The sequence below is a fragment of the Dyadobacter sp. genome (genome assembly GCF_051859145.1).
Classification (GTDB): domain Bacteria; phylum Bacteroidota; class Bacteroidia; order Cytophagales; family Spirosomataceae; genus Dyadobacter.
In genome coordinates this window covers 1-4463 of record NZ_JBHYGF010000352.1, presented here as the reverse complement: position 1 = coordinate 4463, position 4463 = coordinate 1, and the positions used below count along the sequence as shown (strand labels likewise).

At 47.8% G+C, this 4463-nt stretch carries 5 protein-coding genes; 2 read left to right on the top strand and 3 right to left on the bottom strand.

What is annotated here, in order from left to right; genetic code table 11:
* Window positions 1–223: 223 nt before the first annotated feature.
* Window positions 224–427, bottom strand: a complete 204-nt coding sequence (locus tag ACTIE6_RS18670) for a KTSC domain-containing protein (RefSeq protein ID WP_439558084.1) — start codon at window positions 425–427, stop codon at window positions 224–226.
* Between the two features lie 6 nt (window positions 428–433).
* Window positions 434–1120, bottom strand: coding sequence for a lipid-binding SYLF domain-containing protein (locus ACTIE6_RS18665; RefSeq protein WP_439558083.1), 687 nt, complete (start codon window positions 1118–1120; stop codon window positions 434–436).
* Window positions 1121–1205: 85 nt separating this feature from the next.
* On the opposite strand from ACTIE6_RS18665, the gene ACTIE6_RS18660 reads away from it, so the two are divergent.
* Together ACTIE6_RS18660 and ACTIE6_RS18655 are read left to right on the top strand one after the other, a co-directional pair.
* Complete coding sequence (locus tag ACTIE6_RS18660) at window positions 1206–2240, top strand: cytochrome P450 (protein ID WP_439558082.1); 1035 nt, start codon at window positions 1206–1208, stop codon at window positions 2238–2240.
* A 19-nt stretch (window positions 2241–2259) separates the two neighbouring features.
* Window positions 2260–3873 (top strand): Na+/H+ antiporter, encoded by a 1614-nt coding sequence (locus ACTIE6_RS18655; RefSeq protein ID WP_439558081.1) that lies wholly within the window; start codon window positions 2260–2262, stop codon window positions 3871–3873.
* 12 nt (window positions 3874–3885) lie between these two features.
* Here ACTIE6_RS18655 and ACTIE6_RS18650 read toward each other — a convergent pair.
* The coding region (locus ACTIE6_RS18650) for a metallophosphoesterase (protein ID WP_439558080.1) at window positions 3886–4463 on the bottom strand (578 nt) is incomplete at its 5' end.

Here is a 4463-nt window from a genome sequence, read left to right as displayed (position 1 = left end):
AGTACACCGAATGAAGGCAGCTTAGATGAAGAAGTAAACATTTCACAAACGTGTCCACTTTTTTCAGGACAAGACATTTATGAGTTTATGGTTTATGAGTTTTAGCTCAGGGTGACAAACTTCATCCTAAAACATCACTCGTTCACTAACTCACTAACTCACTAACTCACTAACTCACTAACTCACTAACTCGAAACTCATTCACTCATTCACTCATTCAAAATTAATCTTCCCCCACCTTCTCAAACTCAAAATTCCCCTTAATGTATTTATTCAAAAAAGTACCCTTGGATGTGGTGGCCTTCATGGCTTGGTACACTTCCAGGGGTACTTTTTTGTAGTCGTAAACCATCCCGGAAACGTAGGTGACCCTGAGTGTTTCCGTGTCTCCGTCATAGGTGTATGATGCGATGACTGAGGATGGCATTTTGCTTTATTTGTTGAATTCGTCCAGTCTGGCGCGCAGATTTTCTACGGGTTTGGAAGAAACGTTTGAGCTCTTAAAGGTCGTGCCCGCGTCTTTCCAGCCGTCGTAAAAATCATTGTTGGCTTTGGTATCTACCGCCAATGCAGCTCCGTTGAGCGTAATGCCGGCAAATAAACCTTTGCTTCTTGAATAGGAATATACTTCTGCTTCCAGCTTGTAATCTGTCTGCGCAGAGGAGCTTCTTCCCATTGGTCCGGCAGCTACCGAAAGATCTCCGCCTAATGTAAAGCTGCCCTTTCCGATTTCACGCAATGTTTTACTGTTTTTGAATACGAGTACCAGATCCACAGCCTGCACACCAATCTGCGCACCGATGCTACCGCCGGTAATGGTGATAAACACAGGATCGCTCCATTCCCCATTCTCCTTTTTCACCATCGCCACGCCGCGGCCGTACTTACCGCCCAACATCAATCCTGCATTGATCATTTTCGGTATAATGATCACGCCCTTTGAGATATTGAGCAACTGCTCAGGTATGTTTTCCTGCATTTCATTAAAATCATCCAACACGGCAGCAGCGGCAACCAGCTTCTCTTCTTCTTTCGCCTGCGCCATTACAACTGTGTTTGACAAAACGCCCAACAACAATAAAATCCCGATTGATCTTCCTTTCAATTTCGCAATGAACATGGTTAAACTAATTAGTGGATTGTGAGTGATTATATATAAAGTATCGTGCCTTAAATGCAATTGCTGACGTCCCCAGCAGCGGCGATTGGTTCAGCCTGCATTTCACCGCGAGCGTTTACAGGAATTGTTCCTCACCATGGGCGACCTCACAGCAGCTTTTCTGGACGATATGGAAGCACATCGAGGGAAAGAAGCCGTCGATGTCGATGCCAAAATGATGGCAATTACTTCGGATATCGCACTGAAAACGTTGTTTGGAAATATGACAAACGAAGACAAGGCGCAGATTTACAAGCAGGTGACACGTACGCAGAAATACCTCGTAACCCGCGTGCGCCGGCCGTACCGCAGGCCAATAATGGCGATCAATGGAGAAGATAGATACTTCCGCACCGACCTGGGCTACTTCAATAAGCTGATTCTTAGTTTTATAGAGCAAAGAAGAAAGTCGGGCGACGCGCCAAATGATCTCCTGCAACTCCTGCTGGATAGCACCGACGAAGATACCGGCGAGCAAATGAACGATCAGCAAATCCGCGACGAGGCGATCACCATGTTTGCAGCCGGCCACGAAACCTCTGCGACCGGCCTGAGCTGGCTCTTGTGGGAGCTGTCCAAACAACCTGCTATCACCAGCCGGATCAGGGAAGAAAGTGAGATTTTTGACAATGTGCCCACTTTCGAGCAGCTGATGCGCATGCCTTACACGCGGCAGGTTGTTGAAGAGGGACTGCGGCTGTACCCGCCCGCCTGGACTATGACACGGGAGGCGGTGATCAACAGCGAGATCGAAGGTTACCACATTCCCAAAGGTACCTCCGTATTTTTATCTGTATTCGAGCTGCACCGGAACCCGCATTTATGGAAAAATCCGTCCGTTTTCGACCCCGAAAATTTCAGTCCTGAAAATATCAGGAACCGGCCCAAATTCAACTATCTCCCTTTTGGCGCAGGTCCGCGGATATGTATCGGCCAGCAATTTGCGATGATGGAAATGCAGCTGCTGCTCGCCTCACTGGTCAAGCGTTTTACTTTTGAAATTGATCCCGCGCATGCTGTCGGAATGCACCCCCAGATTGTTCTTAAATCAACAAATGGTATTAAATTGTACGTGAGATAAGTTCACTCCGCCGGCTTGTATGCACAACGATATCATCCTGTACCTTTCGCTCATTGTCATCATTTTATTCCTGGTAATGCTGGCGCAGCGGATCAAAGTATCCTATCCGATTGTGCTTGTGCTCGGCGGATTGGTACTCGGCTTCGTTCCCGGCATTCCGCAGATTGACATCAATCCCGACCTGATCTTCCTGATCTTTTTGCCTCCGCTGCTTTTTGAAGCTGCCTGGCAAACCTCCTGGAAAGATTTCTGGAAATGGCGGCGTGTGATTGGCTCATTTGCATTCGGTATTGTCATTTTTACTTCCTGCGTAATCGCATTTGTCTCCAAGACGATTATCCCGGGTTTTACACTTGCACTTGGCTTTCTCCTGGGCGGCATTATCTCTCCGCCGGATGCTGTTGCGGCTACTTCCATCCTCAAAGATGTGAAGGTATCCAAAAGACTGATCGCGATTGTGGAAGGTGAGAGCCTGCTCAATGATGCGTCCAGCCTGATCGTGTTCCGGTTTGCACTGGCTGCGATTATCACCGGCCAGTTTGTTCTGACAGAAGCAGTAACAAGCTTTTTCCTGGTCATCATCATGGGTTTTGCAATCGGTATCGGTATTGCATTGCTGTTCTACGCAATCCATCGCTGGATGCCGACAACGCCAAGTATCGACACGATCTTAACATTCGTGGCACCCTATACCATGTACATAGTGGCCGAAGAATTTCATTACTCGGGTGTAATTGCGGTGGTGACGGGCGGCTTGTTCCTGTCCGACAGGAGTCACAGCATACTGAGTCACCTGAGTCGCATTCAGGGAGTTAATGTATGGAGTACCGTCGGATTTGTGCTTAACGGAATCGTGTTTATGCTCATCGGACTCGAACTGCCTGTTATTGTAGAACAGCTGGGAGATACTTCGCTTTCTGATGCTATCAAATACGGATTGATCATTTCCCTCGTGGTCATTATTACGCGCATTATCAGCACACTGGGCGCGTCTGTGTTTACCGTTTTTATCAGCAGATTTATCCGGACGGCAGATAGCAGTCCCGGCTGGCGCGCGCCGCTTGCTTTCGGGTGGACCGGAATGCGCGGCGTGGTTTCATTGGCTGCCGCATTATCCATTCCGCATTTGATCAATGGCGGACAACCCTTCCCGCAGCGTAACCTGATCCTTTTTATAACGTTTGTGGTAATCATGGTAACCCTCGTTTTTCAGGGACTAACACTGCCGTGGGTGATCAAAACGCTGAATGCCGAAGAAATGGATTACGAGGTTACGATCCAGGAGCAGGACGTGCTGATCCGGCTTAAACTTGCGCAGGAAGCCCTCAGCCTGATCAATGAACAGTATGCGGACGTAGTGCCCCGCAACGAACTGCTGCAAAGCCTCAAATACAAACTCGAAAGCGATATCGGATTTTTAAACCATGTAAGAGAAAGTGACCCGGAGCATTCCGGACATGATTATGTGACGCAATACCAATCGATCAGCAAGGAAATCCTGGAAAGAAAACGGGAGCTGCTGCACAAATTCAATAAGAAGGCAATGTTTGAAGAAGAGGTAGTAAGGCAGCACCTGGCGCAGCTGGATCTGGAAGAAGAAAAAGTCAGGCAGCAGTTCCTGCACATGGAATAATGCCGCCCATTGTTATACCCTGTCCTGCCCATGAATGGGATAAACGGAAGATACCATTTTCTGTTTTCCCGATTCCCTGTCAAAAAAGTAGTCGAGCCTTCCCAGGTTAATTCCTGCAAATCCTACCTGGTTGATCGTCGTCGGTTTTCCGTCGAGGTTCATCACTGCCTCGGGCGCTTTCATGAAAGTATGCGTATGCCCGCCGATGATCAGGTCAATGTTCCTCGTCGAGCGTGCCAGGATCAGATCTGATACTTTATCATCGCGGTACTTATATCCCAAATGCGACAAACAAACCACGAGGTCGCATTTAAGCTCGTTTCTTAGCAGACTGGCTGTTTCATTTGCCTTAGTAATCGGATCAAGATACTGTGTTTCCAGGTAGTTCTTTTTATTAACCAAACCATGGAGCTCGATCCCTAAACCAAATACGCCCACCTTGATACCCTGCTTTCTAAACACCTGATAAGGTTTTGTTTTGCCTTGCAGCTCTGTATTCTCAAAATTATAGTTGCTCACCAGGAAGGGGAAATTGGCGTGCGGGAGCTGTTTTGCAAAACCGGCTAACCCATTATCGAAGTCGTGGTTTC

What these genes read in the sequence shown, in the direction of transcription:
- ACTIE6_RS18670 (WP_439558084.1), bottom strand. Translation starts at nt 427, where the DNA reads ATGCCATCCTCAGTCATCGCATCATACACCTATGACGGAGACACGGAA.
- ACTIE6_RS18665 (WP_439558083.1), bottom strand. Translation starts at nt 1,120, where the DNA reads ATGTTCATTGCGAAATTGAAAGGAAGATCAATCGGGATTTTATTGTTG.
- ACTIE6_RS18655 (WP_439558081.1), top strand. Translation starts at nt 2,260, where the DNA reads ATGCACAACGATATCATCCTGTACCTTTCGCTCATTGTCATCATTTTA.